This is a genomic window from Serratia marcescens (assembly GCF_001902635.1).
Classification (GTDB): Bacteria; Pseudomonadota; Gammaproteobacteria; order Enterobacterales; family Enterobacteriaceae; genus Serratia; species Serratia marcescens_F.
This window is the reverse complement of sequence record NZ_MJAO01000039.1, coordinates 1-25,473: the sequence shown is the minus strand read 5'-3', so window position 1 is coordinate 25,473 and position 25,473 is coordinate 1. Positions and strand designations below refer to the sequence as shown.

Sequence of the window (25,473 nt, the reverse complement as noted above, 5' to 3'; positions counted from 1 at the left end):
GAATAATTTTTCGACACAAAAAAGGGCACTTCGGTGCCCTTTTTTTATGCAATTTGTTCAAATCTTAATTGAAATAAAAACCATTCCTATTTAGACTCAATGCATTGGTTAAGAAGTGAGTCTCTCTATGTATGTATGTCTGTGTAATGCGGTGACTGACAAAGCGATCCGTAATGCGGTGCGTCAGCACAATCCCCATACCATGAAGCAGCTGCGTGAACTTGTGCCAATTGGTACCGATTGCGGAAAGTGCATTCGTCAGGCCAGACAGATAATGGTGGAGGAACGCGGAACTATCATCCCAATGCATGAAGTTGCCTAACACAAGGTTATTTTTGACTCTTGGCTTACAGGTTCTACACTTTTAGAACTGGCCAGGAGGAGTTACCTATGAAAGGCGATAAAAAGATCATTGCTCACCTCAACAAGCTGCTCGGCAACGAGCTGGTTGCCATCAATCAATATTTCCTGCACGCCCGCATGTTCAAGAATTGGGGCTTAATGCGCCTCAACGACAAGGAATACCACGAGTCGATCGACGAAATGAAACATGCCGATCGCTACATCGAGCGCATCCTGTTCCTGGAAGGGATACCGAACCTGCAAGATCTCGGTAAACTGAACATCGGCGAAGACATTGAAGAGATGCTGCGTTCCGATCTGGCGCTGGAACTGGCGGGTGCCAAGAACCTGCGCGAAGGCATCGCCTATGCCGATTCGATCCACGATTATGTCAGCCGCGATTTGATGATCGATATCCTGGCCGATGAAGAAGAGCATATCGACTGGCTGGAAACCGAGCTGGACCTGATCGCACGCCTCGGTATTCAAAACTATGCCCAGGCCCAAATTTTAGAACGCAAAGAGTAAATTTACTGCCCATGCGCCATCGTCTCTCCTGCCGGAAACCGTTTTTACGGTGGGGCAGGGGAGCTTTCCCCGCCAAGCATAATTCATACCCTGTTCGCCGTGTTCATTCCTCTGCTGCAGCTGAACGCGCAAAAATGACGATTTCCTGAGCATATTTCCAACTGCGGCTTGCTTCCTGGGCCATTTTGCGTATAATGCGCGGGCTTACCTAATCTTGGTAAGCCTGATTTTAGCGAATCAGTCGATTGGCAGGCTTTTTTGCCCTTCGAACAATACTCCCGATATGGGGGTTATATGTTGACGATTACACTCCCCCATCAATCGAAATGGGTGTGAGGAGTAATTATTTACGTTTATAAATAATTGGAGCTCTGGTCTCATGCAGAACCAAAGAATCCGTATCCGCCTGAAAGCGTTTGATCATCGTCTGATCGATCAATCAACCGCGGAAATCGTCGAGACTGCAAAGCGCACTGGTGCGCAAGTCCGTGGTCCGATCCCGCTGCCAACTCGCAAAGAGCGCTTTACCGTTCTGATCTCTCCGCACGTTAACAAAGACGCGCGCGATCAGTACGAGATTCGCACTCACAAGCGTCTGGTTGACATCGTTGAGCCAACCGAGAAAACCGTTGATGCTCTGATGCGTCTGGATCTGGCTGCCGGTGTAGACGTGCAGATCAGCCTGGGTTAATCAGGTCATTGAGCGATTGAGAGGTTGAAACAATGATTGGTTTAGTCGGTAAAAAAGTGGGTATGACCCGTATCTTCACTGAAGATGGCGTTTCTATCCCAGTAACCGTAATTGAAATTGAAGCGAACCGCGTGACTCAGGTTAAAAGCCTGGACACCGACGGTTACCGTGCCGTTCAGGTTACCACTGGTAGCAAAAAAGCTAACCGTGTAACCAAGCCGGAAGCGGGCCATTTCGCTAAAGCTGGCGTTGAAGCTGGCCGTGGTCTGTGGGAATTCCGCCTTGAAGAAGGTCAAGAATTCGCTGCAGGTCAGGAAATTAGCGTAGAAATCTTCGCTGACGTTAAAAAAGTCGATGTTACCGGTACTTCTAAAGGTAAAGGTTTTGCTGGCACTGTTAAGCGCTGGAACTTCCGTACCCAAGACGCTACCCACGGTAACTCCTTGTCTCACCGCGTTCCGGGTTCTATCGGTCAGAACCAGACTCCGGGCAAAGTGTTCAAAGGCAAGAAAATGGCTGGCCACCTGGGTGATGAGCGCGTAACCGTTCAGAGCCTGGACGTAGTACGTGTTGACGCTGAGCGCAACCTGCTGCTGGTTAAGGGTGCTGTACCGGGCGCAACCGGTGGCAACCTGATCGTTAAACCAGCTGTGAAGGCGTAAGGGGATAGCAATGGAATTAGTATTGAAAGACGCGCAAAGCGCGCTGACTGTTTCCGAAACTACCTTCGGTCGTGATTTCAACGAAGCGCTGGTACACCAGGTTGTTGTTGCTTATGCAGCAGGTGCCCGTCAAGGTACCCGCGCTCAGAAGACCCGTGCTGAAGTAACTGGTTCCGGCAAAAAGCCATGGCGTCAGAAAGGCACCGGCCGTGCGCGTTCAGGTTCTATCAAGAGCCCGATCTGGCGTTCAGGCGGCGTGACCTTTGCTGCTAAGCCACAGGACCACAGTCAGAAAGTAAACAAAAAGATGTACCGCGGCGCGCTGAAAAGCATCCTGTCCGAGCTGGTACGTCAAGATCGTCTGATCGTTGTCGAGAAGTTCTCTGTAGAAGCGCCTAAAACTAAGCTGCTGGCACAGAAACTGAAAGATATGGCTCTGGAAGACGTGCTGATCGTGACCGGTGAACTGGATGAGAATCTGTTCCTGGCAGCTCGCAACCTGTACAAGGTTGACGTGCGCGATGTAGCAGGTATCGATCCGGTTAGCCTGATCGCCTTCGACAAAGTGGTTATGACTGCTGATGCTGTGAAGCAAGTTGAGGAGATGCTGGCATGATCCGTGAAGAACGTTTGCTGAAAGTGCTGCGTGCACCGCACGTATCTGAAAAAGCATCCGCTGCGATGGAAAAAAGCAACACCATCGTTCTCAAAGTTGCCAAAGACGCGACCAAAGCAGAAATCAAAGCTGCAGTGCAGAAACTGTTTGAAGTCGAAGTCGAAGACGTGAACACCCTGGTAGTTAAAGGGAAAGTGAAGCGTCACGGTCAGCGTGTTGGTCGTCGTAGCGACTGGAAAAAAGCTTACGTCACCCTGAAAGAAGGCCAGAATCTGGACTTCATCGGCGGCGCAGAGTAAGTCGGAGGAGTAAGAACAATGGCAATTGTTAAATGTAAACCTACATCTCCGGGTCGTCGCCACGTTGTTAAAGTGGTTAACCCTGAGCTGCACAAGGGTAAACCTTATGCCCCGCTGCTGGAAAAACTGAGCAAAAGCGGTGGTCGTAACAACAATGGCCGTATCACCACCCGTCATATCGGTGGTGGCCACAAGCAACATTATCGTCTGGTTGACTTCAAGCGCAACAAAGATGGTATCCCTGCTGTGGTTGAGCGTCTGGAGTACGATCCGAACCGTTCCGCGAACATCGCGCTGGTTCTGTACAAAGATGGCGAACGCCGTTACATCCTGGCGCCGAAAGGCCTGAAAGCTGGTGACCAGATTCAATCTGGCGTTGATGCTGCAATCAAAGCGGGTAACACCCTGCCGATGCGCAACATTCCAGTTGGTTCAACGGTTCACAACGTAGAAATGAAACCAGGCAAAGGCGGCCAGATGGCTCGCTCCGCTGGTGCCTACGTTCAGATCGTTGCTCGTGATGGTTCCTACGTAACTCTGCGTCTGCGCTCCGGCGAAATGCGTAAAGTTCCAGTTGATTGCCGCGCCACCCTGGGTGAAGTCGGTAACGCTGAACATATGCTTCGCGTTCTGGGTAAAGCAGGTGCTGCACGTTGGCGTGGTGTTCGTCCTACCGTTCGCGGTACGGCGATGAACCCGGTAGATCACCCGCACGGTGGTGGTGAAGGTCGTAACTTTGGTAAGCACCCGGTAACTCCGTGGGGCGTTCAGACCAAAGGTAAGAAGACCCGTAGCAACAAGCGTACTGATAAGTTCATCGTACGTCGCCGTAGCAAAAAATAATTAGAGGATAAGCCATGCCACGTTCTCTCAAGAAAGGTCCTTTTATTGACCTGCACTTGCTGAAGAAGGTAGAGAAAGCGGTGGAAAGCGGTGACAAGAAGCCTTTGCGCACTTGGTCCCGTCGTTCAACGATCTTTCCTAACATGATCGGTTTGACCATCGCTGTCCATAATGGTCGTCAGCACGTACCAGTGTTCGTTTCCGATGAAATGGTCGGTCACAAACTGGGTGAATTCGCGCCGACTCGTACTTATCGCGGCCATGCGGCTGATAAAAAAGCTAAAAAGCGCTAAGGTAGGAGGAAGAGATGGAAACTATCGCTAAACATCGCCACGCTCGTTCTTCTGCTCAGAAGGTTCGCCTTGTTGCTGACCTGATTCGCGGTAAGAAAGTGTCGCAAGCTCTGGAAACTCTGACCTACACCAACAAGAAAGCTGCTGGTCTGGTTAAGAAAGTGCTGGAGTCTGCCATTGCTAACGCAGAACACAACGATGGCGCTGACATCGATGATCTGAAAGTTACGAAAATCTTCGTAGACGAAGGCCCAAGCATGAAGCGCATTATGCCGCGTGCAAAAGGTCGTGCAGATCGCATCCTGAAGCGCACCAGCCACATTACTGTGGTTGTGTCCGATCGCTGAGACTCTGGAGACTAGCAATGGGTCAGAAAGTACATCCTAATGGTATTCGCCTGGGTATTGTCAAACCTTGGAACTCTACTTGGTATGCGAATACCAAAGAATTCGCTGACAACCTGGACAGCGACTTTAAAGTTCGTCAATTCCTGACTAAGGAACTGTCGAAAGCTTCCGTTTCTCGCATCGTTATCGAGCGTCCTGCGAAGAGCATCCGTGTGACCATTCACACCGCTCGCCCAGGCATCGTTATCGGCAAGAAAGGTGAAGACGTCGAAAAACTGCGCAAGGTCGTAGCGGACATCGCTGGCGTTCCTGCACAGATCAACATCGCCGAAGTCCGTAAACCGGAACTCGACGCTAAATTGGTTGCTGACAGCATCACTTCTCAGCTGGAACGTCGCGTTATGTTCCGTCGTGCTATGAAGCGTGCAGTACAGAACGCAATGCGTCTTGGCGCTAAAGGTATCAAAGTTGAAGTAAGCGGCCGTCTTGGCGGCGCTGAAATCGCACGTACCGAATGGTACCGCGAAGGTCGTGTTCCATTGCACACTCTGCGTGCGGACATCGACTACAACACATCTGAAGCGCACACCACTTATGGTGTAATCGGCGTTAAGGTATGGATCTTCAAAGGTGAGATCCTGGGTGGTATGGCTGCAGTTGAACAACCGGAACCGGCTGCTCAACCTAAAAAGCAGCAGCGTAAAGGCCGCAAGTAAGGAGAGTCGCTGATGTTACAACCAAAGCGTACAAAATTCCGTAAGGTGCACAAGGGCCGCAACCGTGGTCTGGCGCAAGGTACGGATGTTAGCTTCGGCACTTTCGGTCTGAAAGCTGTTGGCCGTGGCCGTCTGACTGCTCGTCAAATCGAAGCAGCTCGTCGTGCAATGACTCGTGCAGTTAAGCGTCAAGGCAAGATCTGGATCCGTGTATTCCCGGACAAACCGATCACCGAGAAGCCGCTGGAAGTGCGTATGGGTAAAGGTAAGGGTAACGTGGAGTATTGGGTTGCCCTGATCCAGCCTGGTAAGGTCCTGTACGAAATGGACGGCGTGCCAGAAGAGGTTGCCCGCGAGGCATTCAAACTGGCAGCAGCGAAACTGCCGATCAAAACCACCTTTGTAACTAAGACGGTGATGTAATGAAAGCACAAGAGCTGCGTGAAAAAAGCGTTGAAGAGCTGAATGCCGAGCTGCTCAACCTGCTGCGTGAGCAATTCAACTTGCGCATGCAGGCGGCCAGTGGCCAGCTGCAACAAACTCACCTGTTGAAACAAGTGCGTCGTGACGTCGCACGCGTTAAGACTTTACTGACTCAAAAGGCGGGTGTGTAAATGACTGAAGTTATCCGTACCCTGCAGGGTCGTGTTGTTAGCGATAAAATGGAGAAATCCATCGTTGTTGCTATCGAGCGCACTGTGAAGCACCCGATCTACGGGAAATTCATCAAGCGTACGACCAAGCTGCACGTACATGACGAGAACAACGAATGTGGTACCGGCGACGTGGTAGAAATCCGCGAATGCCGCCCACTGTCCAAGACTAAGTCCTGGACGTTGGTTCGCGTTGTAGAGAAAGCGATTCTGTAATAGAGTAGCTGGCTCTCACTTAATAAACGGCTCAGAAAATGAGCCGTTTATTTTTTCTACCCATACCAAGTAAGCGGTGTTATAATGCTGCGCCCTCGGTTATGGGGCTTTTCAACGGCCTAATTTTTACTTGGGTCTTTAAAGTAGTAGTTGACATTAGCGGAGCACTAAAATGATCCAAGAACAGACTATGCTGAACGTCGCCGACAACTCCGGTGCACGTCGCGTAATGTGTATCAAGGTTCTAGGTGGCTCGCACCGTCGCTACGCAGGCGTCGGCGACATCATCAAAATTACCATCAAGGAAGCAATTCCTCGCGGTAAGGTGAAGAAAGGCGATGTTCTGAAGGCGGTAGTGGTGCGCACCAAGAAGGGTGTACGTCGCCCGGACGGTTCTGTCATTCGCTTCGATGGCAATGCATGCGTTATTTTGAACAATAACAGCGAGCAGCCAATCGGTACGCGTATTTTTGGGCCGGTAACTCGTGAACTGCGTAATGAGAAGTTCATGAAAATTATCTCTCTGGCACCAGAAGTACTCTAAGGAGCGAACATGGCAGCGAAGATCCGTCGTGATGACGAAGTTATCGTGATTACCGGGAAAGACAAAGGTAAACGCGGTAAAGTAAAAAATGTCCTGTCTGCTGGCAAGGTCATTGTTGAAGGTATCAACCTGGTTAAGAAACACCAGAAGCCGGTTCCGGCTCTGAACCAACCAGGCGGCATTGTTGAAAAAGAAGCTGCAATTCAGGTTTCTAACATTGCTCTCTTCAACGCGGCTACCGGCAAGGCTGACCGTGTAGGCTTTAGATTCGAAGACGGCAAAAAAGTCCGTTTCTTCAAGTCTAACAGCGAAACTATCAAGTAATTTGGAGTAATACGATGGCGAAACTGCATGATTACTACAAAGACGAGGTAGTCAAACAACTGATGTCTCAGTTTGATTACAACTCTGTCATGCAAGTCCCTCGGGTCGAGAAGATCACCCTGAACATGGGTGTTGGTGAAGCGATCGCTGACAAGAAACTGCTGGATAACGCAGCAGCGGATCTGGCAGCTATCTCCGGTCAAAAACCGTTGATCACCAAAGCCCGCAAATCTGTTGCAGGCTTCAAAATCCGTCAGGGCTATCCGATCGGCTGTAAAGTAACTCTGCGTGGCGAACGCATGTGGGAGTTCTTTGAGCGCCTGATCTCCATTGCTGTTCCACGTATCCGTGACTTCCGTGGCCTGTCCGCCAAGTCATTCGATGGCCGTGGCAACTACAGCATGGGCGTGCGTGAGCAAATCATCTTCCCAGAAATCGACTACGACAAAGTCGATCGCGTTCGTGGTTTGGATATTACCATTACCACTACTGCGAAATCTGATGATGAAGGCCGCGCGCTGCTGGCTGCTTTTAACTTCCCGTTCCGCAAGTAAGGCAGGGTTACTGATGGCTAAGCAATCAATGAAAGCACGCGAAGTCAAGCGCGTGAAATTAGCTGATAAGTTCTTTGCAAAACGCGTTGAACTGAAAGCTATTATCTCTGATGTGAACGCTTCCGATGAAGATCGTTGGGATGCCGTTCTCAAGCTGCAAACTCTGCCGCGTGATTCCAGCCCGTCTCGTCAGCGTAAACGCTGCCGCCAAACTGGCCGTCCACATGGTTATGTGGGCAAATTCGGGTTGAGCCGTATTAAGCTTCGTGAAGCCGCTATGCGCGGTGAAGTACCTGGCTTGAAAAAGGCTAGCTGGTAATTACCAATTGAATCACGGGAGTAAATACAGATGAGCATGCAAGATCCGATCGCGGATATGCTGACCCGTATCCGTAACGGTCAAGCCGCGAACAAAGTTGCGGTCACCATGCCTTCCTCCAAGCTGAAAGTGGCAATTGCCAACGTGCTGAAGGAAGAAGGTTTTATTGAAGATTTCAAAATCGAAGGCGACGCCAAGCCTGTTCTGGAACTGGTACTGAAGTACTTCCAGGGCAAAGCTGTGGTAGAAAGCATTCAACGTATCAGCCGTCCAGGTCTGCGCATCTACAAGAAAAAAGATGAGCTGCCAAAAGTTATGGCCGGTTTGGGTATCGCTGTTGTTTCTACCTCTAAAGGTGTTATGACCGATCGTGCAGCTCGCCAGGCTGGTCTGGGTGGCGAGATTATCTGCTACGTAGCTTAATTCGGGAGGAAAGAATGTCTCGTGTTGCAAAAGCACCCGTCGTCATTCCTGCCGGCGTAGAGGTAAAACTCAACGGTCAGGTTATTTCGATTAAGGGTAAAAACGGCGAGTTGACTCGTACTATCCACGACGCCGTTGAAGTGAAGCAAGAAGCTAACGCACTGACTTTCGCTCCGCGCGAAGGTTTTGCTAACGCATGGGCTCAAGCGGGTACCACGCGCGCTCTGCTGAACGCAATGGTTGTTGGTGTTACCGAAGGCTTCACCAAAAAGCTTCAACTGGTAGGTGTTGGTTATCGTGCTGCCGTTAAAGGCAATGTGGTGAATTTGGCCCTGGGCTTCTCTCACCCAATCGATCACCAGCTGCCGGCAGGTATCACTGCTGAATGCCCAAGCCAAACTGAAATCGTGCTGAAAGGCGCTGATAAGCAGGTAATTGGCCAGGTAGCAGCAGATCTGCGCGCTTACCGTCGTCCTGAGCCTTACAAAGGCAAAGGTGTTCGTTACGCCGACGAAGTCGTGCGTACCAAAGAGGCTAAGAAGAAGTAAGGTAACACTATGGATAAGAAATCTGCTCGTATCCGTCGTGCGACCCGCGCACGCCGCAAGCTCCAAGAGCTGGGTGCAACCCGCCTGGTGGTACATCGTACCCCGCGTCACATTTACGCACAGGTGATTGCTCCAAACGGTTCTGAAGTACTGGTAGCCGCTTCTACTTTAGAAAAAGCTATCGCGGAGCAACTGAAGTATTCCGGTAACAAAGACGCTGCAGCAGCCGTAGGTAAAGCTCTGGCTGAGCGCGCGTTGGAAAAAGGGATTGCGAAAGTATCCTTTGACCGTTCCGGTTTCCAATATCATGGTCGAGTCCAGGCACTGGCAGATGCTGCCCGTGAAGCTGGCCTTCAGTTCTAAGGAAGAGGTTTAAGATGGCTCACATCGAAAAACAAGCTGGCGAACTGCAGGAAAAGCTGATCGCGGTAAACCGCGTATCTAAAACCGTAAAAGGTGGCCGTATTTTCAGCTTTACCGCACTGACTGTAGTTGGTGATGGTAACGGTCGCGTTGGTTTTGGCTACGGCAAAGCACGCGAAGTTCCAGCAGCGATCCAGAAAGCGATGGAAAAAGCCCGTCGCAACATGATGAACGTCGCGCTGAACAGCGGCACCCTGCAGCACCCTGTTAAGGGCGCTCACACGGGTTCTCGCGTGTTCATGCAGCCTGCTCATGAAGGTACCGGTATCATCGCGGGTGGTGCAATGCGCGCCGTTCTCGAAGTTGCTGGGGTGCACAACGTATTGGCTAAAGCTTATGGTTCCACCAACCCGATCAACGTGGTTCGTGCAACTATCGACGCTCTGGCTAATATGAAGTCTCCTGAAATGGTCGCTGCTAAGCGTGGTAAATCCGTTGCCGACATTCTGGGGTAATTGACCATGGCTAAGACTATTAAAGTTACACAAACTCGCAGCTCAATTGGCCGTCTGCCGAAGCATAAAGCTACTCTGCTCGGTCTGGGTCTGCGTCGTATTGGTCACACCGTAGAGCGCGAGGATACTCCTGCTGTACGCGGTATGATCAACCTGGTTTCCTACATGGTTAAAGTTGAGGAGTAACAGATGCGTTTAAATACTCTGTCTCCGGCTGAAGGTGCCAAGCATGCGCCTAAGCGTGTAGGTCGTGGTATTGGTTCTGGCCTGGGTAAAACCGGCGGCCGTGGTCACAAAGGTCAGAAGTCTCGTTCTGGCGGTGGCGTACGTCGTGGTTTCGAAGGTGGTCAGATGCCTCTGTACCGTCGTCTGCCGAAATTCGGCTTCACTTCACGCAAAGCTATGATCACGGCAGAAGTTCGTCTGTCTGAGCTGGCTCTGGTTGAAGGCGATGTTATCGACCTGAACGCGCTGAAAGCCGCTAACGTAGTTGGTGTCCAGATCGAATTCGCGAAAGTTGTACTTTCTGGCGAAGTCGCTCGTCCGGTAACCCTGCGTGGTCTGCGTGTCACCAAAGGCGCTCGTGCTGCTATCGAGGCTGCTGGCGGTAAAATTGAGGAATAAGTAGCAGATGGCTAAGCAACCAGGATTAGATTTTCAAAGTGCTAAAGGCGGGCTCGGCGAGCTGAAGCGCAGACTTTTGTTTGTCATCGGCGCGCTGATTGTCTTCCGTATCGGCTCTTTCATTCCGATTCCTGGTATCGATGCCACTGTGCTTGCCAAATTGCTTGAGCAGCAGAGAGGCACTGTCATTGAAATGTTTAACATGTTCTCTGGTGGTGCCCTCAGCCGTGCTTCTATCTTTGCTCTGGGGATCATGCCGTATATTTCGGCGTCGATCATTATCCAGCTGCTGACGGTGGTTCATCCAGCGTTGGCGGAAATCAAGAAAGAAGGGGAGGCTGGCCGTCGCAAGATTAGCCAGTACACCCGTTACGGTACGCTGGTATTGGCCATATTCCAGTCGATCGGTATTGCTACCGGTCTGCCGAATATGCCTGGTATGCAGGGCCTGGTGTTAAACCCAGGCTTTGCATTCTACTTTACTGCGGTTGTGAGCCTGGTAACCGGGACAATGTTCCTGATGTGGCTGGGTGAGCAGATTACTGAACGTGGTATCGGTAACGGTATCTCGATCATTATCTTCGCGGGTATTGTAGCGGGGCTCCCGCCGGCAGTGGCCCATACTATCGAGCAAGCGCGGCAAGGCGACCTGCACTTCCTCCTGCTGCTGTTGGTTGCAGTATTGGTGTTTGCAGTAACCTTCTTCGTTGTTTTCATCGAGCGTGGTCAACGTCGTATCGTCGTTAACTATGCGAAGCGTCAACAAGGTCGTCGTGTTTATGCAGCACAGAGTACACACTTACCGTTGAAAGTGAACATGGCGGGGGTTATCCCGGCGATTTTCGCTTCCAGCATCATTCTGTTCCCGGCCACGATTGCATCATGGTTTGGGGGCGGTACCGGTTGGAACTGGCTGACTACGATTTCGCTGTATTTGCAGCCAGGGCAACCGCTTTATGTGTTACTCTATGCGTCTGCAATCATCTTCTTCTGTTTCTTCTACACGGCGTTGGTATTCAACCCGCGTGAGACAGCAGATAACCTGAAGAAGTCCGGTGCCTTCGTACCAGGAATTCGTCCGGGAGAGCAAACGGCGAAGTATATCGATAAAGTAATGACGCGTTTAACCCTGGTGGGCGCGATGTACATTACTTTCATCTGCCTGATCCCGGAGTTCATGCGTGATGCAATGAAAGTACCATTCTACTTTGGTGGTACCTCGCTACTGATCGTGGTTGTCGTCATCATGGACTTTATGGCTCAAGTGCAAACTCTGATGATGTCAAGTCAGTACGAGTCTGCATTGAAGAAAGCAAATCTGAAAGGCTATAACCGCTAGTCAGATTCGTTTGAGAAGTTACGGAGAGTAAAAATGAAAGTTCGTGCTTCCGTCAAGAAATTATGTCGTAACTGCAAAATCGTTAAGCGTAACGGTGTCGTTCGTGTGATTTGCAGCGCCGAGCCGAAGCATAAACAGCGTCAAGGCTGATTATCTCGCATATTTTTCTTGCAAAGTTGGGTTGAGCTGGCTAGATTAGCCAGCCAATCTTTTGTATGTCGCACTGCAACACTATTTGAGTATCCTGAAAACGGGCTTTTCAGAATGGTGTTGCTGTATAAAATAGTAGGAGTGCATAGTGGCCCGTATAGCAGGCATTAACATTCCTGATCATAAACATACCGTTATCGCCTTAACGTCGATCTTCGGTATCGGTAAAACCCGTTCACAGGCTATCTGTGCATCTACGGGTATTGCTGAAAATGTTAAGATCAGTGAGCTGTCTGAAGAGCAAATCGAAAAGCTTCGTGATGCAGTTGCCAAATACACCGTTGAGGGTGATTTGCGTCGTGAAATTACCCTGAGCATCAAGCGTCTTATGGACCTTGGTTGCTATCGTGGTTTGCGTCATCGTCGTGGTCTGCCGGTACGCGGTCAGCGCACCAAGACCAACGCTCGTACCCGTAAGGGTCCGCGCAAGCCGATCAAGAAATAATCGGGGTTATTGAATAATGGCAAAGGCACCTGTTCGTACACGTAAGCGTGTAAGAAAGCAAGTCTCTGACGGCGTGGCTCATATCCATGCTTCTTTCAACAACACCATCGTTACCATCACTGATCGTCAGGGTAATGCTTTGGGTTGGGCAACAGCCGGTGGTTCCGGTTTCCGTGGTTCTCGTAAGTCCACTCCGTTCGCAGCACAGGTTGCAGCAGAACGTTGTGCTGACGCAGTAAAAGAATACGGTATCAAGAACCTGGAAGTTATGGTTAAAGGACCTGGTCCTGGTCGTGAGTCTACTATCCGCGCTCTGAACGCGGCTGGTTTCCGCATCACTAATATTACTGATGTGACTCCGATCCCTCATAACGGTTGTCGTCCGCCGAAAAAGCGCCGCGTGTAACGCAGCTTTTAGGATTGTTGGAGAAAGAAAATGGCAAGATATTTGGGTCCTAAGCTCAAGCTGAGCCGTCGTGAGGGCACAGACCTGTTCCTTAAGTCTGGCGTTCGCGCGATCGATTCCAAGTGTAAAATTGAACAAGCACCTGGTCAGCACGGTGCGCGTAAACCGCGTCTGTCTGATTACGGTGTTCAGTTGCGTGAGAAGCAGAAAGTTCGCCGTATGTACGGCATTCTGGAGCGTCAATTCCGTAACTATTACAAAGAAGCAACCCGCCTGAAGGGCAACACCGGTGAAAACCTGTTGCAGCTGCTGGAAGGTCGTCTGGACAACGTTGTTTACCGTATGGGCTTCGGCGCGACTCGTGCAGAGTCACGTCAGCTGGTTAGCCACAAAGCAGTTATGGTAAACGGTCGCGTTGTTAACATCGCTTCTTATCAGGTATCTCCGAATGACGTAGTCAGCATCCGCGAGAAAGCTAAAAAGCAGTCTCGTGTTAAAGCTTCTCTGGAGCTGGCTGAGCAGCGTGAAAAGCCGACTTGGCTGGAAGTTGATGCTGCTAAGATGGAAGGCGTGTTCAAGCGTATGCCTGAACGTACCGATCTGTCTGCGGACATTAACGAACACCTGATCGTCGAGCTTTACTCCAAGTAAAGCTTAGTACCAAAGAGAGGACACAATGCAGGGTTCTGTGACAGAGTTTCTAAAACCGCGCCTGGTAGATATCGAGCAAGTCAGTTCGACGCACGCCAAGGTGACCCTTGAGCCTTTAGAGCGTGGCTTTGGCCATACTCTTGGCAACGCACTGCGCCGTATTCTGCTTTCATCTATGCCGGGTTGCGCGGTGACCGAGGTTGAGATTGATGGTGTACTGCATGAGTACAGCACCAAAGAAGGCGTACAGGAAGATATCCTGGAGATCCTGCTCAACCTGAAAGGGCTGGCGGTGAGAGTTCAAGGCAAAGACGAAGTTATTCTTACCCTGAATAAATCTGGCATTGGCCCTGTGACCGCTGCCGACATCACCCATGATGGTGATGTCGAAATCGTCAAGCCTCAGCACGTGATTTGCCACCTGACTGATGAGAACGCGGCTATCAGCATGCGTATCAAAGTTCAGCGCGGTCGCGGTTATGTGCCGGCTTCTGCCCGAATTCATTCGGAAGAAGATGAGCGCCCAATCGGTCGTCTGTTGGTTGACGCCTGCTACAGCCCTGTAGAGCGTATCGCCTACAATGTTGAAGCTGCGCGTGTAGAACAGCGTACTGACTTGGATAAGCTGGTCATCGAGATGGAGACCAATGGCACGATCGATCCTGAAGAGGCGATCCGCCGTGCGGCCACCATTCTGGCTGAACAACTTGAAGCTTTCGTTGACCTGCGTGATGTACGTCAGCCGGAAGTTAAAGAAGAGAAACCGGAATTCGATCCGATCTTGCTGCGCCCTGTTGACGATCTGGAATTGACTGTCCGCTCTGCTAACTGCCTCAAGGCAGAAGCTATCCACTACATCGGTGATCTGGTACAGCGTACCGAGGTTGAGTTGCTGAAAACGCCAAACCTGGGTAAAAAATCTCTTACTGAGATTAAAGACGTGCTGGCCTCACGTGGTCTGTCTCTGGGCATGCGCCTGGAAAACTGGCCGCCGGCAAGCATTGCTGACGAGTAACCGGATCACAGGTTAAGGTTTTACTGAGAAGGATAAGGTCATGCGCCATCGTAAGAGTGGTCGTCAACTGAACCGTAACAGCAGCCATCGCCAGGCTATGTTCCGTAACATGGCCGGCTCTTTGGTTCGTCATGAGATCATCAAGACGACCCTGCCAAAAGCAAAAGAGCTGCGTCGCGTTGTTGAGCCGCTGATTACTCTTGCCAAGACCGACAGCGTAGCTAATCGTCGTCTGGCATTCGCCCGTACTCGTGATAACGAGATCGTGGCAAAACTGTTTAACGAGCTGGGCCCGCGTTTCGCGAGCCGTGCCGGTGGTTACACTCGCATTCTGAAGTGTGGCTTCCGCGCAGGCGACAACGCGCCGATGGCATACATCGAGCTGGTTGATCGTGCTGAGTCTCAAGCAGAAGTAGCAACTGCAGAGTAATCTGTAGACGCGTAAAAAAACCGGGCTTGCCCGGTTTTTTTACGTCCAAACCCAGCCAAATGTGCGCTATTCCCCCGCTGCGCTTAAGATCCCCGCGCCTATCCGCTATGCTATGGCTTATTCATTAAGCTAACCGAGGCTGCCTGCCATGTGGCTGCTAGACCAATGGGCGGAACGCCATATTCTCGCTGCTCAGGATAAAGGCGAGTTCGACAATTTGCCCGGCCAGGGGCAACCGTTGGCATTGGAAGATGACAGCGCGGTGCCGGCCGAGCTACGCGCCGGGTACCGCCTGCTGAAAAATGCCGGTTACCTGCCACCGGTGCTGGAAGATCGCAAAGAGGCGTTAACCGTCGCCCGTTTACTGCAAGGGGTCAACAGTGAGCATCCAGACTATGTCGATCTCAGCAAGCGTATGGCGTTACTGGAGCACCGATTGCGCCAGGCAGGGATGAGCACCGATTTCCTGCATGGCGAATATCAGCACGCGCTGGACGGTAAATTCACTCGAGAGGAGGGATAATGTTCAAGATAGGGCAGTTGGCCAAGCTTGCCGAAGTGACGCCGGATACCGTGCGCTACTATGAAAAGCAGGGCATGATGGATCACAATGTCCGCACCGAAGGTGGGTATCGACTCTACACCGAGCAGGATCTGCAGCGGCTACGCTTTATTCGCTATGCCAAACAGCTGGGTTTTACCCTGGAAACGATCGCCGAGCTGCTCTCGATCCGTGTCGATCCTGAACACCATACTTGCCAGGAGTCGAAGTCGATCGTCGATGCGCGCCTGAGCGAAGTGGAAAGCAAGTTGGCGGAATTGACTCGTATGCGTGAATCGCTGAAACGCCTTAGCGACGCCTGCTGCGGCACCGCCCATACCAGCAACTACTGTTCTATTCTGGAGGCGTTAGAACAGGGCGCCAGCGATGAAAAAGGCAAAAAAGGTTGCTGACGGCTCTTTAATTTTTATGCTGCCGGCAGTATTATCGCCTCGTTCTATTACCCCACTTTTTACAGGAGCATTATCATGACGAAATATCGTCACACCAAAGGCCAGATTCAAGATAACGCCATAGAGGCGTTGCTGCATGATCCGCTATTCCGTCAGCGAGTAGAAAAGAATGTGAAGGGTAAAGGCAGCTACCGGCGTAAAGAAAAATACGCTAAAGGCGGTAACTGGGAGGCCAGTGGCAAACTATCAAACGATAATTTGCCACTGGCCTTCTGGTTTTAAGGCATTAAAAAAGCCACCTATATCAGGTGGCTTTTTATTGGCATAATCAAACGCTGTTTTACAGTTTTGGCTGCTGTTGCTGGCTCAGCAAATCACGGATTTCCGTCAGCAGTTTCTCTTCTGCAGTGGGTGCTGGCGGTGCTGCCGGCGCTTCTTCCTGCTTGCGGCGCATTTTGTTCATCAATTTAATCGCCAAGAAAATGGCGAAGGCGACAATCACGAAGTCAAATACGGTTTGGATAAATGAACCGTAGTTCATTACCACCGCCGGTACGGCGCCCTGAGCTTCACGTAATACCAGATGGAACTGTTTAAAGTCGACACCGCCGATCAGTAAGCCCAGTGGTGGCATGATGATATCGGCCACGAAGGACGAAACAATCTTGCCGAATGCGGCGCCGATAATCACACCGACGGCCAGATCGACTACGTTGCCACGCATGGCAAATTCGCGAAACTCTTTCAACATACTCATAGAACGCACCCCTTGCAGAATTAATAACTCAAGTTTAACAAAGCAATTTCCCTTTGCCACAAAAGGAGAGAAGTTTTATCTCCTCTCAAGGCAGAGAACAACTACGCGATTATAGACCATCGTCTAATAAATTCGTTCTACAAGAAGAATGGGCTCGGTTGGAACAAGCGTTCAACGTCCGGCACGAATTTCTTGTCGGTAATGAACATGATGACGTGGTCGCCCTGTTCGATTTTGCTGTTGCCGTTGGCGATGATCACATCGTCGCCACGCACGATCGCGCCGATGGTGGTGCCCGGCGGCAGCTTGATGTCTTCGACGATGCGGCCGACGACTTTGGAGGTGCTTTCATCGCCGTGGGCAATCGCTTCGATCGCCTCCGCCACACCGCGGCGCAGGGATGAAACGCTGACGATATCCGCTTTTCGCACGTGCCCCAGCAGCGCGGATATGGTCGCCTGCTGCGGCGAGATGGCGATATCGATCACGCTGCCTTGCACCAGATCGACATAAGCGCGGCGCTGGATCAGCACCATTACTTTCTTGGCGCCCATGCGTTTGGCCAGCATGGCCGACATGATGTTGGCCTCATCGTCGTTGGTGATGGCGATGAAGACGTCCACCTGCTCGACGTGCTCTTCGGCCAGCAGCTCCTGGTCGGAGGCGTCGCCATAGAACACGATGGTATCGTGCAACTGCTCGGCCAGTTCGGCGGCGCGTTGCTGATTACGCTCGATCAGTTTGACGTTGTAGTCTTTCTCCAGCTTGGCAGCCAGGCCGGCGCCGACGTTGCCGCCGCCAACGATCATGATACGTTTATACGGCTTTTCCAGCCGTTGCAGTTCGCTCATCACCGCGCGGATATGCTGCGAGGCGGCGACGAAGAAGACTTCGTCACCGGCTTCGATAATGGTCGAACCTTGCGGGCGGATCGGCCGATCCTGGCGGAAAATGGCGGCGACGCGGGTGTCGATATGCGGCATGTGTTCGCGCATCGACGAGAGCGCATTACCGACCAACGGGCCGCCATAGTAGGCTTTAACCGCGGCGATGCTAACCTTGCCTTCGGCGAAGTTGACCACCTGCAGCGCGCCAGGGTATTCAATTAGCTTGTAGATATAGTCGATGACCAACTGCTCCGGCGAAATCAGATGGTCGATCGGCACCGCTTCCGGCAGGAACAGTTTCTCCGACTCGCGGATATATTCCGGCGCGCGGATACGGGCGATGCGGTTGGGGGTATTAAACAGAGAATAGGCGATCTGGCAGGCGATCATGTTGGTTTCGTCGGAGTTGGTGACGGCGACCAGCATGTCGGCGTCTTCCGCGCCGGCTTCGCGTAGCACCCGAGGATGGGAGCCATGTCCCTGAACCACCCGCAGATCGAATTTATCCTGCAGCTGGCGCAACCGGCCGGAGTCGGTATCGACGACGGTGATATCGTTGTTCTCACCCACCAGGTTTTCTGCCAGCGTCCCGCCAACCTGACCGGCACCAAGAATAATTATTTTCATCGTGTTCTCTGCTTCACACTGAAAGACTTAGGGCGCGCACGCGCACCCTGAAGAATTACATTTTAATCAGCTTAGCGTAAAAGAAGCCATCGCCGTCCTCGGGGTGCGGGAGATTCTGCCGCCCCGGCCGCTGTGCATCGCCGGTTTCAACCAGCTTGGCATCGGCGTGGCGCTGCAAGAATGCGGCGATCTGGCTGCTGTTTTCATCCGGCAGGATAGAGCAGGTGGCGTAAACCATCACGCCGCCCGATTTCAGATGCGGCCAGACAGCCTCCAGGATGTCGGCCTGCAGCGCGGCGAGTTCGGCGATGTCGCGATCGCGGCGTAGCCATTTGATGTCGGGGTGACGGCGGATTACGCCGGTGGCGGAACAAGGCGCGTCCAGCAGGATACGGTCGAACTGCTTGTCGCCGCACCATTGCTGCGGCGTGCGGCCATCGCCCAGTTTAACTTCGGCGTGCAAACGCAGGCGCAGCAGGTTCTCTTTCACCCGTGCCAGGCGCTGTTCGTCGATATCGACGGCCATGACGTGCGCCTTCGGCGCCGCTTCCAGAATATGCGTGGTTTTGCCGCCGGGTGCCGCGCATAAGTCGAGGATCTGCTCGCCGTCTTGCGGATCCAACAGATCGACACAGCCCTGGGCTGAGGCATCTTGCACGGTGACCCAACCGTCGGCGAAGCCCGGCAGATCGGTAACGGCGCAAGGCGCCAGCAAACGTACCGCGTCCGCATAGTCGACATGAGGCTCCGCGGCGATGCCGGCGTCCGCCAGCAGCTGCAGATAAGCTTCGCGGGTGTGATGCAGGCGGTTGACGCGCAGCCACATTGGCGGCTTCTGGTTATTCGCGTCGACGATCTGTTCCCAGTTTGCGGGATAAGCCTGTTGAATGCGTTTCAGCAACCAGCTGGGGTGCAGATAGCGGCTGTCATTGTTGGCGACGCGCTGCAGCAGCTCTTCTTGTTGGCGCTGGAACTGGCGCAATACGCCGTTAATCAAGCCTTTCAGCTGCGGGCGTTTCAGCGCCACCGCGCCTTCCACGGTTTCCGCCAGCACGGCGTGCGCCGGGATACGGGTATACAGCAGCTGATACAGGCCGACCATCAGCAAATAGTGCAGCGTACGCTGCTTGCCGGTCAGCGGTTTGGCCATCAATTGCTGAATGCACCATTCGAGCTGCGGCAGCACGCGTAACGTGCCGAAGCACAGTTCCTGCAGCAGCCCGCGATCTTTATCGCTGATGGAGGTTTGCAGTGCCGGCAGGACAGTGCTGAGAGACTGCCCTTGATCCAGCACCTGGCCGATGGCTTTGGCAGCGATGCTGCGGAGATTGTAATTATTTTTCATAGGCTAAAGCTGATAACGATCGGCATTAAGAAAATAACAGCCCGGCGATGAACGGCCGGGCAGTGGGGTGACTTACAGCCGGTTGCCCGGGGTAAACCATTCACGACGTGAATTTAGCAGGTCCTGCGCCGACATGGGTTTCTTGCCGGCGGGCTGCAGTTGGATCAGATTGAGAATACCGTCGGCGGTCGCGACCTGAATGCCGTGTTTGTCGGCAAGAAGCACGGTGCCAGGCTCCGCGTTGGCGCTTTGCGCCAGCACGCTGGCCTGCCACACTTTCACCGGCTGATCGTCGATGGTGAAGTAACTGATCGGCCAAGGGTTGAAGGCGCGAATGCAGCGCTCCAGCTGTGCGGCGGACAGGCTCCAGTCCAGGCGAGCTTCTTCTTTGCTCAGCTTCTCGGCGTAGGTGACCTGCGCTTCGTCCTGCACCTCGCGGGTGGCGCTGCCGTCGGCCATCTGACGCAGCGTGGTCAGCATGCCCTGCGGGCCGAGTTGGGCCAGCTTGTCGTAGAGACTGGCGCTGGTATCGCTACTCTCAATAGGGCAGGCGATCTTGTGCATCATATCGCCGGTATCGAGGCCGACGTCCATCTGCATGATGGTTACGCCGGTTTCGCTGTCGCCAGCCCAGAGTGAGCGCTGGATCGGCGCCGCGCCGCGCCAGCGTGGCAGCAGCGAGCCGTGTACGTTGATGCAGCCGAGACGCGGCATATCCAATACCGCTTGCGGCAGGATCAGCCCGTAGGCGACCACCACCATCACGTCGGCGTTGAGATCGGCCACCAGGCGCTGATTCTCTTCGGGGCGCAGCGATTTAGGCTGGAATACCGGTAATTGATGTTGTTCGGCCAGCACTTTGACCGGGCTTGGCGTCAGCTTGTTGCCGCGGCCTGCCGGGCGGTCGGGCTGGGTAAATACGCCGACAATCTGGTGCTCAGATGACAACAGCGCGTCAAGATGACGCGCTGCGAAGTCTGGCGTTCCGGCGAAAATAATCCGTAAAGAGTCAGACACGTTGATTTCCTGATCGGTTAGGCGCGGGCTTGAAGCTTGGCCATTTTTTCCAGTTTCTGACGAATGCGCTGGCGCTTGAGCGGCGACAGGTAATCGACGAACAGCTTGCCCATCAGGTGATCCATCTCGTGTTGGATGCAGATCGCCAGCAGGTCGTCCGCTTCCAGTTCGAAAGGTTTACCGTCGCGATCCAGCGCGCGGATCTTCACCTGCGCGGCGCGCGGCACCAGCGCACGCTGTTCGGGAATGGAAAGACAGCCTTCCTCGATGCCGGTTTCGCCGCTCTTTTCCAGCAGCTCCGGGTTGATCAACACCAGGCGCTGATCGCGATTCTCGGAGACGTCGATCACGATAATGCGCTGATGGATATCCACCTGAGTCGCAGCTAGGCCAATACCTTCCTCTGCGTACATGGTTTCAAACATATCATCCACGATGCGCTGGATATCTGCATTGACTTCTTTTACCGGCGCTGCGACTTTGCGCAGACGCTCGTCTGGGAAATGTAATACCTGCAAGACTGACATATATCTTTAGATCTGTATCCGAGTAATGAACGAGGTTTAACCTCTATTCTAGACATTTCCCGGCCTGATTGACAGCATTGCGCACCAATTGCTCAGATTGGTAATACCACCGTTTTTGCTGAGGGAACAGACGATGCGGCCGGAAGAGATCGCTTTACGGATGCGAGGGGTAACGGGGCTGCAGACCGTTGTGGCCAGCCGGATCGTGCGGCAGTTATCGCAAATGGGGGCCGATCCTCGCCGCGTGCTGCATGAGTTGGGGTTGGACGAACGGCAGCAGACGCAGTTCAACCAGGTGGATCCCGGTTATCTGGCCGCGACCTTGCGTTGGCTGGAGGAGCCGGCGCACCGTATGGTGAACTACGGGGCGGCCGGCTATCCCGAATGCCTGGCTCAGATCGACGATGCGCCGCTGTTTGTGCTGATCAAGGGCGATCCTCAGGCGCTGCTGCACCCGCAGATCGCGATGGTCGGCAGCCGGCAGTTCAGCCACTACGGCGAGCGCTGGGCGAGCCATTTCGCCGATGAGTTGGCGCGTTGCGGTTTCACCATCACCAGCGGGTTGGCGATCGGCATCGACGGTATTTGCCATCGTGCGGCGCTGGCGGCCGGCGGCTGCACGGTGGCGGTGTTGGGCAGCGGGCTGGCCAATGTCTATCCGCGTCGGCACCGCCGGTTGGCGGAGCAGATTGTCGAACAGGGTGGCGCAGTAATTTCAGACCATTTGGTCACCGACTTGCCTCTGGCCGACCATTTTCCGCGCCGCAACCGCATTATCAGTGGACTGAGCCTAGGCGTTCTGGTCATAGAAGCCTCGTTGCGCAGCGGTACTCTGGTGACGGCCCGCTATGCGCTGGAGCAGGGGCGTGAGGTGTTCGCCTTGCCTGGGCCGTTAGGGAATCCGATGAGCGAGGGCACGCATTGGCTGATCCAGCAGGGCGCGCATCTGGTTACCGGGCCGAAAGATATTGCCGAATTGCTGGGAAGCGGCCTTCACTGGCTGCCACTGAACGAAAATACAACTATTTGTGCGTCGCAGGCTGAAGTTGAATTGCCATTTGCCGATGTGTTGGCTAACGTAGGAGATGAGGTGACACCTGTTGACGTCGTCGCTGAACGTGCCGGCCAACCTGTGCCAGTGGTGGTAATCAAGTTACTCGAACTGGAGTTAGCAGGGTGGATCGCAGCTGTACCCGGCGGCTATGTCCGAATAAGGAGGGCAAGCCATGTTCGACGTACTCATGTACTTGTTTGAAACTTATATCCACAATGAACCAGAGATGCGCGTCGATCAGGATCAACTGACTGATGATCTCGCTCAGGCGGGGTTTCATCGGGATGATATCTATAACGCGTTGAATTGGCTTGAGAAGTTGGCTGACCTGCAAGAAGGTCAAAATGCGCCTTACTTTATGGATGCCGATCCGCTGGCGATGCGGATTTACACCGAAGAAGAAGGCGCGCGTTTGGACGCCGGCTGCCGTGGTTTTCTCCTGTTCCTGGAACAGATTCAGGTATTGAACCTCGAAACCCGTGAAATGGTTATCGACCGCGTTATGGCTTTAGATAATGCGGAATTCGATCTCGAAGATCTGAAATGGGTCGTGTTGATGGTGCTGTTTAACATCCCCGGATATGAAAGCGCCTATCAGCAAATGGAAGAACTGTTGTTTGAAGTGAACGAAGGTTATCTGCATTGAGCCGATAACGCGCATAGAAGAAGTTATGACAAAAAACGCGATTTTTGCCGCCAGGCAAAATGAACCCTGTCCGGAATGCGGGGCCGAGCTGGTGATCCGTAGTGGTCGCCACGGCCCCTTCCTCGGCTGTTCCCAGTACCCTGAATGCCAGTATATTCGGCCGCTGAAAGCTCAGGCTGATGGCCATATCGTCAAGGTGCTGGATGGGCAACCATGCCCGAAGTGTCAGGCGACGTTGGTGCTGCGCCAGGGGCGCTATGGCATGTTTATCGGCTGCAGCGATTATCCGCAGTGCGATCACACTGAAGTGATCGATAAGCCTGACGAAACCGCCATTACCTGCCCGCAGTGCGGCCAGGGCAAGCTGCTGCAGCGTAAGTCGCGCTACGGCAAGGTTTTTCATTCCTGCGATCGTTACCCGGAATGTCAGTTCGCCCTCAATGTTAAACCCGTCGCCGGTGAATGCGCCTATTGCCATTATCCGCTGCTGATGGAAAAGCGTACGGCAAAAGGCCCCGTTCTGTGCTGTGCCAGCAAACTGTGCGGAAAACCCGTCGCGACTACAGAATAATCACATCATGAACTCAGAATTAAGTCCGAACCTTTTATCTATCATCGATGCTCTGCATCAACAGCAGGTTATTGCCTACCCCACCGAAGCGGTATTCGGCCTGGGGTGTGATCCTGACAGCGAACAGGCGGTCAATGCGCTGCTGGCGTTAAAACAGCGGCCGTGGGAAAAAGGCCTGATTCTGATCGCCGCCGACTATGCGCAGCTCACGCCTTATATCGACGACAGCGCGCTCAGCGAGCAACAGCGTGCGACGATGTTTGCCAGCTGGCCTGGACCGGTAACCTGGGTGGTGCCCACCCGGCCGGAGACGTCGCGCTTGTTGACCGGGCGTTTCAGCTCGCTGGCGGTGCGCGTCAGCGATCATCCGTTGGTGCAACAGCTGTGTCGGCAGTACGGCAAGCCGCTGGTATCGACCAGCGCCAACCTTAGCGGGCTGGAGCCGTGCCGCAGCGCGGAGGAGGTCACGCGGCAATTCGGCGAAGCCTTCCCGGTGTTGGCCGGCAAGGTGGGCGGTCGTCTTAATCCTTCTGAAATCAGAGATGCGCTGACCGGCGAACAGATCCGTCAGGGCTAGAGGTAATAGGCATGGAGAAGTTTGCGGTATTTGGTAACCCTATAGGTCACAGCAAGTCACCGCGAATTCATGCGTTGTTCGCTGCCCAGACCGGCATTGATCATCCTTATGGCACGGTGTTGGCCCCGTTGGATGGTTTTGAAACCAGCCTGCAGGCGTTTATCCGTGCCGGAGGGCAGGGGGCGAACGTCACGGTGCCTTTCAAGGAACACGCTTATGAGGTTGCCTCTGAGCTGAGTGAGCGCGCCGCGATGGCCGGCGCGGTCAATACCCTCAAGGTGTTGCCGAATGGCGAACTGCTAGGGGACAACACCGACGGCATCGGTTTATTAACCGATCTGCAGCGTCAGCAATTGATCCGGCCACAGGATCATATCCTGCTGGTGGGTGCCGGCGGCGCGGCGCGCGGTGTGATCCTGCCGCTGCTGTCTTTCGGCTGCCGGCTAACGATCACCAACCGTACCTTCAGCCGGGCGCAGGAGCTGGCCGACGCTTTCCGACATCTGGGTGAGATCTCGGCGGTGCCGATGGATCAATTGGATCAGCAAGCGTTCGATTTGGTGATCAACGCGACGGCATCCGGCATCAGCGGGGATATCCCGGCGTTGCCTGCGGGCGTGGTGAACGCGCAAACCCGTTGCTATGACATGTTCTACCAGCAGGGCGTCACGCCATTTCTGGCCTGGGCGCAGCGGCAGGGAGCAACGGAGTATGCCGATGGGTTGGGTATGCTGGTGGGGCAGGCGGCACATGCTTTCTTGCTGTGGCACGGCGTGATGCCGGAGATCGAACCGGTGCTGCGCCAGCTGCGCAACGAACTGGCGGCATAAATCAGCCCCGTTCCCTTTATAGAGAACGGGGTTCCTGTCAGATGTCTTCCGACAAGTATTCATCTTTCCAGCGTACATAGTTGTTCGAAGAATAAAGTAATCCTTCCAACTCGGCGGCGGTCAACGGTCGAACCTGGCGTGCCGGGCTGCCCATATAGAGATAGCCGCTAGCCAGGCGTTTGCCCGGCGCCACCAAACTGCCGGCACCAATCATCACGTCGTCTTCTACTACTACTCCGTCCAGCAGGATCGACCCCATACCGACCAGCACTCGGTTGCCGATGGCACAGCCGTGCAACATGGCCTTATGGCCTACGGTCACGTCTTCTCCAATCAATAGAGGGTAACCGTCGGGGTTATGTTCGGAGCGGTGCGTCACATGCAGTACGCTGCCGTCCTGGATATTGCTGCGCGCGCCGATCCTTACCGCATTGACATCGCCGCGGATGGCGACCAGCGGCCAGATGCTGACGTCATCCGCCAGATCGACGTCGCCGATCACGACGCTGGAAGGATCGATCAAGACGCGCTGACCGAGTTTGGGGGTGTATTGAAGATAAGAACGTACTGCATCGGACATGGTGCTTGCCTCACGTCGGGATCATATTTACCGGCAATACTAGACTCTGGCGATGGAAATACAACCAATCGCCGCGCCGGATCCTGCGGAAAATGGCCCTGATCGCACAAGATCCACTCGAAGGGGGTGAAAAGTGTGCAAACGGAAAGAAAAGATCAAAAAAGGGGTTGTGCAAAAAACTCGGA

Annotated in this window: 44 protein-coding genes; 38 read left to right on the top strand and 6 right to left on the bottom strand. The window is 53.5% G+C overall.

The window, feature by feature from the left end; translation table 11 throughout:
* Positions 1-127: 127 nt before the first annotated feature.
* The 33 genes from bfd to BHU62_RS23290 all read left to right on the top strand — a co-directional run bounded on the left by bfd (position 128) and on the right by BHU62_RS23290 (position 16,152).
* Positions 128-322 carry a bacterioferritin-associated ferredoxin gene (gene bfd, locus BHU62_RS23450; protein WP_015379266.1) on the top strand — a complete coding sequence of 65 codons (195 nt, stop codon included), beginning with the start codon at positions 128-130 and terminating at the stop codon, positions 320-322.
* Positions 323-390: 68 nt separating this feature from the next.
* Positions 391-870 (top strand): bacterioferritin, encoded by a 480-nt coding sequence (gene bfr / locus BHU62_RS23445; protein WP_004929784.1) that lies wholly within the window; start codon positions 391-393, stop codon positions 868-870.
* A 379-nt stretch (positions 871-1,249) separates the two neighbouring features.
* On the top strand, positions 1,250-1,561 hold the full coding sequence (gene rpsJ, locus BHU62_RS23440) for a 30S ribosomal protein S10 (protein WP_001181005.1): 312 nt from the start codon (positions 1,250-1,252) through the stop codon (positions 1,559-1,561).
* Positions 1,562-1,593: 32 nt separating this feature from the next.
* A complete protein-coding gene (rplC, locus tag BHU62_RS23435; protein ID WP_015379265.1) occupies positions 1,594-2,223 on the top strand; it encodes a 50S ribosomal protein L3 in 630 nt (209 codons plus the stop codon).
* Between the two features lie 10 nt (positions 2,224-2,233).
* Positions 2,234-2,839, top strand: coding sequence for a 50S ribosomal protein L4 (gene rplD / locus BHU62_RS23430; RefSeq protein ID WP_046898648.1), 606 nt, complete (start codon positions 2,234-2,236; stop codon positions 2,837-2,839).
* Positions 2,836-3,138, top strand: coding sequence for a 50S ribosomal protein L23 (rplW, locus tag BHU62_RS23425; RefSeq protein WP_004951179.1), 303 nt, complete (start codon positions 2,836-2,838; stop codon positions 3,136-3,138). Before rplD ends, rplW begins: the two co-directional genes overlap by 4 nt.
* A gap of 18 nt (positions 3,139-3,156) precedes the next feature.
* Positions 3,157-3,981 carry a 50S ribosomal protein L2 gene (rplB, locus tag BHU62_RS23420; RefSeq protein WP_073534774.1) on the top strand — a complete coding sequence of 275 codons (825 nt, stop codon included), beginning with the start codon at positions 3,157-3,159 and terminating at the stop codon, positions 3,979-3,981.
* A 14-nt stretch (positions 3,982-3,995) separates the two neighbouring features.
* Positions 3,996-4,274 carry a 30S ribosomal protein S19 gene (gene rpsS / locus BHU62_RS23415; RefSeq protein ID WP_004929772.1) on the top strand — a complete coding sequence of 93 codons (279 nt, stop codon included), beginning with the start codon at positions 3,996-3,998 and terminating at the stop codon, positions 4,272-4,274.
* 14 nt (positions 4,275-4,288) lie between these two features.
* Complete coding sequence (gene rplV, locus BHU62_RS23410; protein WP_002223844.1) at positions 4,289-4,621, top strand: 50S ribosomal protein L22; 333 nt, start codon at positions 4,289-4,291, stop codon at positions 4,619-4,621.
* Positions 4,622-4,638: 17 nt separating this feature from the next.
* Positions 4,639-5,337, top strand: a complete 699-nt coding sequence (gene rpsC, locus BHU62_RS23405; RefSeq protein WP_004929766.1) for a 30S ribosomal protein S3 — start codon at positions 4,639-4,641, stop codon at positions 5,335-5,337.
* Between the two features lie 12 nt (positions 5,338-5,349).
* Positions 5,350-5,760, top strand: coding sequence for a 50S ribosomal protein L16 (gene rplP, locus BHU62_RS23400; RefSeq protein ID WP_004929764.1), 411 nt, complete (start codon positions 5,350-5,352; stop codon positions 5,758-5,760).
* Positions 5,760-5,951, top strand: a complete 192-nt coding sequence (gene rpmC / locus BHU62_RS23395) for a 50S ribosomal protein L29 (protein WP_004929762.1) — start codon at positions 5,760-5,762, stop codon at positions 5,949-5,951. The genes rplP and rpmC overlap by 1 nt, the downstream gene beginning before the upstream one ends.
* Complete coding sequence (rpsQ, locus tag BHU62_RS23390) at positions 5,952-6,206, top strand: 30S ribosomal protein S17 (protein WP_004929760.1); 255 nt, start codon at positions 5,952-5,954, stop codon at positions 6,204-6,206. It abuts the gene before it with no gap.
* 172 nt (positions 6,207-6,378) lie between these two features.
* Complete coding sequence (rplN, locus tag BHU62_RS23385; RefSeq protein ID WP_000613954.1) at positions 6,379-6,750, top strand: 50S ribosomal protein L14; 372 nt, start codon at positions 6,379-6,381, stop codon at positions 6,748-6,750.
* Positions 6,751-6,759: 9 nt separating this feature from the next.
* A complete protein-coding gene (rplX, locus tag BHU62_RS23380) occupies positions 6,760-7,074 on the top strand; it encodes a 50S ribosomal protein L24 (RefSeq protein WP_073534773.1) in 315 nt (104 codons plus the stop codon).
* A gap of 14 nt (positions 7,075-7,088) precedes the next feature.
* A complete protein-coding gene (rplE, locus tag BHU62_RS23375) occupies positions 7,089-7,628 on the top strand; it encodes a 50S ribosomal protein L5 (RefSeq protein WP_004929756.1) in 540 nt (179 codons plus the stop codon).
* A gap of 13 nt (positions 7,629-7,641) precedes the next feature.
* Positions 7,642-7,947 carry a 30S ribosomal protein S14 gene (rpsN, locus tag BHU62_RS23370; protein WP_019456186.1) on the top strand — a complete coding sequence of 102 codons (306 nt, stop codon included), beginning with the start codon at positions 7,642-7,644 and terminating at the stop codon, positions 7,945-7,947.
* 30 nt (positions 7,948-7,977) lie between these two features.
* Positions 7,978-8,370, top strand: coding sequence for a 30S ribosomal protein S8 (gene rpsH / locus BHU62_RS23365; protein WP_004929753.1), 393 nt, complete (start codon positions 7,978-7,980; stop codon positions 8,368-8,370).
* Positions 8,371-8,384: 14 nt separating this feature from the next.
* Complete coding sequence (rplF, locus tag BHU62_RS23360) at positions 8,385-8,918, top strand: 50S ribosomal protein L6 (RefSeq protein ID WP_004929751.1); 534 nt, start codon at positions 8,385-8,387, stop codon at positions 8,916-8,918.
* Positions 8,919-8,927: 9 nt separating this feature from the next.
* A complete protein-coding gene (rplR, locus tag BHU62_RS23355; protein ID WP_004929748.1) occupies positions 8,928-9,281 on the top strand; it encodes a 50S ribosomal protein L18 in 354 nt (117 codons plus the stop codon).
* A 14-nt stretch (positions 9,282-9,295) separates the two neighbouring features.
* Complete coding sequence (gene rpsE, locus BHU62_RS23350; protein WP_004929747.1) at positions 9,296-9,796, top strand: 30S ribosomal protein S5; 501 nt, start codon at positions 9,296-9,298, stop codon at positions 9,794-9,796.
* A gap of 6 nt (positions 9,797-9,802) precedes the next feature.
* On the top strand, positions 9,803-9,982 hold the full coding sequence (rpmD, locus tag BHU62_RS23345; protein ID WP_013573701.1) for a 50S ribosomal protein L30: 180 nt from the start codon (positions 9,803-9,805) through the stop codon (positions 9,980-9,982).
* Positions 9,983-9,985: 3 nt separating this feature from the next.
* Positions 9,986-10,420 (top strand): 50S ribosomal protein L15, encoded by a 435-nt coding sequence (gene rplO / locus BHU62_RS23340; protein WP_004929742.1) that lies wholly within the window; start codon positions 9,986-9,988, stop codon positions 10,418-10,420.
* Positions 10,421-10,427: 7 nt separating this feature from the next.
* Complete coding sequence (secY, locus tag BHU62_RS23335; RefSeq protein WP_073534772.1) at positions 10,428-11,759, top strand: preprotein translocase subunit SecY; 1,332 nt, start codon at positions 10,428-10,430, stop codon at positions 11,757-11,759.
* A 33-nt stretch (positions 11,760-11,792) separates the two neighbouring features.
* Entirely contained in the window at positions 11,793-11,909 is a 117-nt protein-coding gene (gene rpmJ, locus BHU62_RS23330) for a 50S ribosomal protein L36 (protein WP_002227352.1), read from the top strand.
* Positions 11,910-12,057: 148 nt separating this feature from the next.
* A complete protein-coding gene (gene rpsM, locus BHU62_RS23325; RefSeq protein ID WP_004929734.1) occupies positions 12,058-12,414 on the top strand; it encodes a 30S ribosomal protein S13 in 357 nt (118 codons plus the stop codon).
* Between the two features lie 16 nt (positions 12,415-12,430).
* A complete protein-coding gene (gene rpsK, locus BHU62_RS23320) occupies positions 12,431-12,820 on the top strand; it encodes a 30S ribosomal protein S11 (RefSeq protein WP_004929731.1) in 390 nt (129 codons plus the stop codon).
* Between the two features lie 30 nt (positions 12,821-12,850).
* Positions 12,851-13,471, top strand: coding sequence for a 30S ribosomal protein S4 (gene rpsD, locus BHU62_RS23315; protein ID WP_004929729.1), 621 nt, complete (start codon positions 12,851-12,853; stop codon positions 13,469-13,471).
* Positions 13,472-13,496: 25 nt separating this feature from the next.
* Positions 13,497-14,486, top strand: a complete 990-nt coding sequence (locus tag BHU62_RS23310; protein ID WP_002919219.1) for a DNA-directed RNA polymerase subunit alpha — start codon at positions 13,497-13,499, stop codon at positions 14,484-14,486.
* A 40-nt stretch (positions 14,487-14,526) separates the two neighbouring features.
* Complete coding sequence (rplQ, locus tag BHU62_RS23305) at positions 14,527-14,916, top strand: 50S ribosomal protein L17 (protein ID WP_004929726.1); 390 nt, start codon at positions 14,527-14,529, stop codon at positions 14,914-14,916.
* A 148-nt stretch (positions 14,917-15,064) separates the two neighbouring features.
* Positions 15,065-15,439, top strand: coding sequence for a DUF1992 domain-containing protein (locus BHU62_RS23300; RefSeq protein WP_073534771.1), 375 nt, complete (start codon positions 15,065-15,067; stop codon positions 15,437-15,439).
* Positions 15,439-15,870 (top strand): Zn(2+)-responsive transcriptional regulator, encoded by a 432-nt coding sequence (zntR, locus tag BHU62_RS23295; protein ID WP_033636251.1) that lies wholly within the window; start codon positions 15,439-15,441, stop codon positions 15,868-15,870. The genes BHU62_RS23300 and zntR overlap by 1 nt, the downstream gene beginning before the upstream one ends.
* A gap of 75 nt (positions 15,871-15,945) precedes the next feature.
* Positions 15,946-16,152, top strand: coding sequence for an alternative ribosome-rescue factor A (locus BHU62_RS23290; protein WP_073534770.1), 207 nt, complete (start codon positions 15,946-15,948; stop codon positions 16,150-16,152).
* Positions 16,153-16,210: 58 nt separating this feature from the next.
* On the opposite strand, the gene mscL is transcribed toward BHU62_RS23290, so the two are convergent.
* The 5 genes from mscL to def form a co-directional block, all read right to left on the bottom strand.
* Positions 16,211-16,627 (bottom strand): large-conductance mechanosensitive channel protein MscL, encoded by a 417-nt coding sequence (gene mscL / locus BHU62_RS23285; protein WP_025304493.1) that lies wholly within the window; start codon positions 16,625-16,627, stop codon positions 16,211-16,213.
* Positions 16,628-16,764: 137 nt separating this feature from the next.
* On the bottom strand, positions 16,765-18,141 hold the full coding sequence (trkA, locus tag BHU62_RS23280) for a Trk system potassium transporter TrkA (protein WP_004929716.1): 1,377 nt from the start codon (positions 18,139-18,141) through the stop codon (positions 16,765-16,767).
* 55 nt (positions 18,142-18,196) lie between these two features.
* Complete coding sequence (gene rsmB, locus BHU62_RS23275) at positions 18,197-19,486, bottom strand: 16S rRNA (cytosine(967)-C(5))-methyltransferase RsmB (RefSeq protein WP_073534769.1); 1,290 nt, start codon at positions 19,484-19,486, stop codon at positions 18,197-18,199.
* A 72-nt stretch (positions 19,487-19,558) separates the two neighbouring features.
* Positions 19,559-20,503, bottom strand: coding sequence for a methionyl-tRNA formyltransferase (gene fmt / locus BHU62_RS23270; RefSeq protein WP_073534768.1), 945 nt, complete (start codon positions 20,501-20,503; stop codon positions 19,559-19,561).
* A gap of 17 nt (positions 20,504-20,520) precedes the next feature.
* Positions 20,521-21,030 (bottom strand): peptide deformylase, encoded by a 510-nt coding sequence (def, locus tag BHU62_RS23265; protein WP_028127622.1) that lies wholly within the window; start codon positions 21,028-21,030, stop codon positions 20,521-20,523.
* 133 nt (positions 21,031-21,163) lie between these two features.
* Between def and dprA the strand changes: the two genes are divergently transcribed.
* Genes dprA through aroE form a run of 5 tightly spaced genes read left to right on the top strand, consistent with a single transcriptional unit; the run spans position 21,164 to position 24,708 of the window.
* Positions 21,164-22,285 (top strand): DNA-protecting protein DprA, encoded by a 1,122-nt coding sequence (gene dprA, locus BHU62_RS23260; RefSeq protein ID WP_073534767.1) that lies wholly within the window; start codon positions 21,164-21,166, stop codon positions 22,283-22,285.
* Complete coding sequence (gene smg / locus BHU62_RS23255; RefSeq protein ID WP_025160381.1) at positions 22,257-22,730, top strand: DUF494 family protein Smg; 474 nt, start codon at positions 22,257-22,259, stop codon at positions 22,728-22,730. Before dprA ends, smg begins: the two co-directional genes overlap by 29 nt.
* 25 nt (positions 22,731-22,755) lie before the next feature.
* The gene (locus tag BHU62_RS23250; RefSeq protein ID WP_025304489.1) at positions 22,756-23,301 is read left to right on the top strand and encodes a type I DNA topoisomerase; all 546 of its coding nucleotides are present in this window, start codon (positions 22,756-22,758) and stop codon (positions 23,299-23,301) included.
* A 7-nt stretch (positions 23,302-23,308) separates the two neighbouring features.
* Positions 23,309-23,878: an L-threonylcarbamoyladenylate synthase type 1 TsaC gene (gene tsaC / locus BHU62_RS23245; RefSeq protein ID WP_073534766.1), complete on the top strand. Its 570-nt coding sequence runs from the start codon at positions 23,309-23,311 to the stop codon at positions 23,876-23,878.
* 11 nt (positions 23,879-23,889) lie between these two features.
* A complete protein-coding gene (gene aroE, locus BHU62_RS23240; protein WP_073534765.1) occupies positions 23,890-24,708 on the top strand; it encodes a shikimate dehydrogenase in 819 nt (272 codons plus the stop codon).
* A 37-nt stretch (positions 24,709-24,745) separates the two neighbouring features.
* Here aroE and BHU62_RS23235 read toward each other — a convergent pair whose 3' ends face one another.
* Positions 24,746-25,288, bottom strand: a complete 543-nt coding sequence (locus tag BHU62_RS23235; protein ID WP_073534764.1) for a gamma carbonic anhydrase family protein — start codon at positions 25,286-25,288, stop codon at positions 24,746-24,748.
* Positions 25,289-25,473: the final 185 nt, after the last annotated feature.